The organism is Coprobacter sp. (assembly GCF_982436375.1).
In genome coordinates this window covers 1-4035 of the sequence record NZ_CEWDCG010000238.1, presented here as the reverse complement: position 1 = coordinate 4035, position 4035 = coordinate 1, and the positions used below count along the sequence as shown (strand labels likewise).

The 4035-nt window shown below is 42.9% G+C and carries 4 protein-coding genes; all 4 read right to left on the bottom strand.

The window, feature by feature from the left end; genetic code table 11:
* Window positions 1–73: 73 nt before the first annotated feature.
* Window positions 74–1234, bottom strand: coding sequence for a sodium ion-translocating decarboxylase subunit beta (locus AC1WHX_RS11000; RefSeq protein ID WP_122304677.1), 1161 nt, complete (start codon window positions 1232–1234; stop codon window positions 74–76).
* A 4-nt stretch (window positions 1235–1238) separates the two neighbouring features.
* Window positions 1239–1670, bottom strand: a complete 432-nt coding sequence (locus AC1WHX_RS10995) for a biotin/lipoyl-containing protein (RefSeq protein WP_481229347.1) — start codon at window positions 1668–1670, stop codon at window positions 1239–1241.
* Window positions 1671–1688: 18 nt separating this feature from the next.
* Window positions 1689–2576: an OadG family transporter subunit gene (locus AC1WHX_RS10990; RefSeq protein ID WP_022389582.1), complete on the bottom strand. Its 888-nt coding sequence runs from the start codon at window positions 2574–2576 to the stop codon at window positions 1689–1691.
* A gap of 23 nt (window positions 2577–2599) precedes the next feature.
* On the bottom strand, window positions 2600–4035 hold a 1436-nt coding region (locus AC1WHX_RS10985), incomplete at its 5' end, for an acyl-CoA carboxylase subunit beta (RefSeq protein WP_481229346.1).

Below are 4035 nucleotides of genomic sequence, written 5' to 3'. Positions count from 1 at the left end.
CTATAAAAGAAAAAGAGACCGAACTCTAAAAAAATCTTTTGGGTCGCCCCCTTTTTTCTATACAATATATGCCTTATGCAAGGAATCCCAACAAAATACCAGCTGCAACAGCAGAACCTATAACTCCCGCAACATTAGGTCCCATAGCATGCATCAACAAATAGTTAGTCGGATCATATTCCAACCCTACTACCTGAGATATACGTGCCGAATCGGGCACAGCCGATACTCCGGAATTTCCGATCAACGGATTGATCTTATTTCCTTTTTTCAAAAACAGATTAAAAAACTTAACAAATAAAATTCCGGCAGCCGTAGCAATTACAAATGACAAAGCACCTAAAGCGAATATTTTCACAGAGTCCATCGTCAAGAACTGCGATGCTTGAGTCGAAGCACCTACCGTAACACCCAGCAAAATCGTAATGACATCGATCAGCGGTCCACGTGCTGTTTCGGCAAGACGACGGGTTACTCCACTCTCTTTCAATAAATTTCCGAAGAATAGCATTCCCAACAAAGGAAGGCCCGAAGGCACTAAGAAACAAGTCAACAGCAAACCTGCAATAGGGAAAATTATCTTCTCCGTCTGAGATACGACACGAGGAGGTTTCATCCGGATAAGCCTTTCCTTTTTAGTCGTCAGCAAACGCATAATAGGCGGCTGTATCACCGGGACTAATGCCATATAGGAATAGGCTGAAATAGCGATAGCACCCATAAGGTTAGGAGCAAGTTTTGAAGACAAGAAAATTGCAGTAGGTCCATCAGCCCCGCCGATAATACCGATCGCCCCTGCCTGATTGGGCTCAAATCCCATCATCAACGCAATCGCATAAGCTCCGAAAATACCAAATTGAGCAGCAGCTCCTATAAGCATAAGTTTAGGATTCGATATCAAAGCCGAAAAGTCGGTCATTGCACCGATTCCCAAAAAGATCAAAGGAGGATACCATCCCTGCACCACTCCTTGATAAAGGATATTCAACACCGAGCCTTCTTCATAAATCCCCACCTGCAATCCGGCATCTTTAAAAGGAATATTTCCGATCAAAATACCGAAACCGATAGGAATAAGCAACATCGGTTCAAACTCTTTTGCAATAGCCAGATAAATAAAAAGGATACCGCAAAGAATCATTATCAGGTTTCCCATCTCAAAATTGGCAAACCCGGTATAAGTGAAAAACTCCTGAATATTCTCACTTAAGAATGTTAAAAATTCCCCACCCATACGCTTATCCTATAATCAGAATATCCGCACCTTCGAGTACAGAATCTCCTTTGTTTACTTTTATTTCAGTTACTTTTCCATCCCGATCGGCATTAATGACATTCTCCATTTTCATAGCTTCAAGAATCGCCACTTTCTGACCGCGTTTTACCGAGTCTCCAACCTTAACCGATATTTCGAGAATACCACCGGGCAGCGGAGTGCGGACAGCCCCTGCCGTTGTAGAAGCTACCGGGCGGCTCACCACCGGCTCTCCGGTAGGAGTCACAGGAGCAGCTTGCGGACGAGTCAACGGTTTTATTTGTTTTTTTGCAGGTTTATCCAATTGCACTTTATAAGGAGTTCCATTTACCTCCACTTCGGCAACAGACTCATCTACACTATTAATACTTACCTTATAAAGATTACCGTTTATTTTATATTTAAAATCTTTCATGTGTATAAAATTTCTGAGTTATTTTTTTGTAGGTAATTCACGCAAGCCGTAGATCTTAGAGTTCCACGGAGAATAACGGCGCGTAACATGCTTCATCGTCAGAATAGTTTCTTCATAATCATGTTCTGCCTCCATATACTCATATAAAGCCAACGATATCACAGCCAAAACTTCTCCCGGGATATCTGCTTCTTCTTTAGCACTCTTCAAATCTCCTCCTTTAGCTTTCATTGCCCGTTTGGCGCTCATCCAAACGGCCGTACGACCAATCTGCTTAAATACCAAATATAAAAGTATCAAAGCGAGAAATACAACAGACATCGCCGTCAATGACATAGCAACGCCATCCGGATCTTTTTCTGCAAATTTATCTACTTTCGGATTGCTATTTTCTACATAGTTTGCCGCATCAGGTGTAGGATGCGGAAGTATTTTCAATTCCCTGCTCCCATCTACCGGAGCACCATAGCTCTCATCAGGTCCCAGAGGAGGAACAATGACCTCATCGATCAGATTCTTACCACTTGCATCAAACAGACCGATATAATTTTCTTTATTCGGCTCTAATACGAAATTCGTATGAAATGCTCCATGATGGGTCAGATTATCCGCCCACAAAAGAACACGCTGACGAGGTCCTATCTTTGTCTTAAGATCTCCTTTAGAGATCATGTATTTTTTCGGGTTACTCTTATCATTAGTAATATAACAACCCGCCATCTGCACTGTCCCGGCAGAAGAATTATAAATCTCAATCCAAGCTCCCCGATTACCAAAAGGATCGACATAATTGCTTACATTATTCGTCAACACCTCGTTGATCCGCAAAGCTGAAGTCGATTGCGCTGTTACAGTACACACAGAAGCCAAAACCAGCAGCAATACTCCTATACTACGTTTTACCATACTTCTCAAATTTTTAAGAGTTACTACAATGGCAGATTATCGTGTTTCTTTGCCGGATTAGTCAACTTTTTCGTCTGTAATTGCTGCAAGGCACGAATAATACGGAAACGGGTATTGCGCGGCTCGATCACATCGTCGATATAACCGTAACGGGCTGCATTATAAGGATTAGCAAAAGCCTTTTTATATTCAGCCTCTTTTTCAGCAGCCGTAGCAGCAGGATTCTCCGAAGCTGCTACTTCCTTAGCAAATATCACTTCTACTGCTCCGGACGGCCCCATAACGGCAATTTCAGCAGTCGGCCATGCATAATTGACATCCCCCCGCAAATGTTTAGAACTCATCACACAATAAGCTCCTCCGTAAGATTTACGTAATGTAACGGTCACTTTAGGTACGGTAGCCTCACCATACGCATATAATAACTTAGCACCATGTAAAATTACTCCGCCATACTCCTGTCCCGTTCCCGGCAAGAATCCCGGAACATCTACCAAAGTTATTAAAGGTATATTGAAAGCATCGCAGAAACGCACAAAACGGGCGGCCTTCCGAGAAGCATTTATATCAAGTACTCCGGCCATCTTATTGGGCTGATTAGCAATAATACCTACCGACTGGCCGTTAAAACGGGCAAAACCTACAATAATGTTTTGTGCATAATCTTTATGCACTTCAAGGAACTCGCCATTATCGATAATCGCTCCGATTACTTCATACATGTCATAAGCACGATTCGGCTCATCCGGTATAATATCATTTAACGAATCTTCAAGGCGATCTATCGGATCTTCACAATCTACCAACGGTGGTTCTTCCATATTATTCTGAGGCAAGAAACTCATCAGATGCCGGATCAACTTCAATCCATCTTCTTCCGTATCTACCGCAAAATGTGCCACTCCCGATTTTGTAGCATGCACACTTGCCCCGCCTAACTGCTCTTGAGTCACATCTTCACCCGTAACAGTCTTTACGACTTTCGGTCCGGTAAGAAACATGTAACTAGTACCACGAGTCATAATATTAAAATCGGTAAGAGCGGGAGAATATACCGATCCTCCGGCACATGGTCCGAATATACCTGAGATTTGAGGGATGACCCCAGATGCCAAAATATTCCGCTGAAATATTTCGGCATATCCAGCCAAAGCATTAACCCCTTCTTGAATACGAGCACCACCGGAATCATTGATCCCGATTACCGGTGCACCCATCTTCATGGCCTGATCCATAATCTTACAGATCTTCATAGCAAAAGTTTCGGAAAGAGAACCTCCGAACACGGTAAAGTCCTGTGCAAAAACATACACCAGACGTCCGGCAATCGTTCCCGTTCCGGTCACTACGCCATCGCCCAAATAGCTTTCTTTGTCGATTCCGAAATTTACGCTTCTATGCCGCACAAACATATCTATTTCTTCAAAAGAGCCCTCGTCCAGTAGCATAGAAATACGTT

What these genes read in the sequence shown, in the direction of transcription:
- AC1WHX_RS10990 (WP_022389582.1), bottom strand. Translation starts at nt 2,576, where the DNA reads ATGGTAAAACGTAGTATAGGAGTATTGCTGCTGGTTTTGGCTTCTGTG.
- AC1WHX_RS10995 (WP_481229347.1), bottom strand. Translation starts at nt 1,670, where the DNA reads ATGAAAGATTTTAAATATAAAATAAACGGTAATCTTTATAAGGTAAGT.
- AC1WHX_RS11000 (WP_122304677.1), bottom strand. Translation starts at nt 1,234, where the DNA reads ATGGGTGGGGAATTTTTAACATTCTTAAGTGAGAATATTCAGGAGTTT.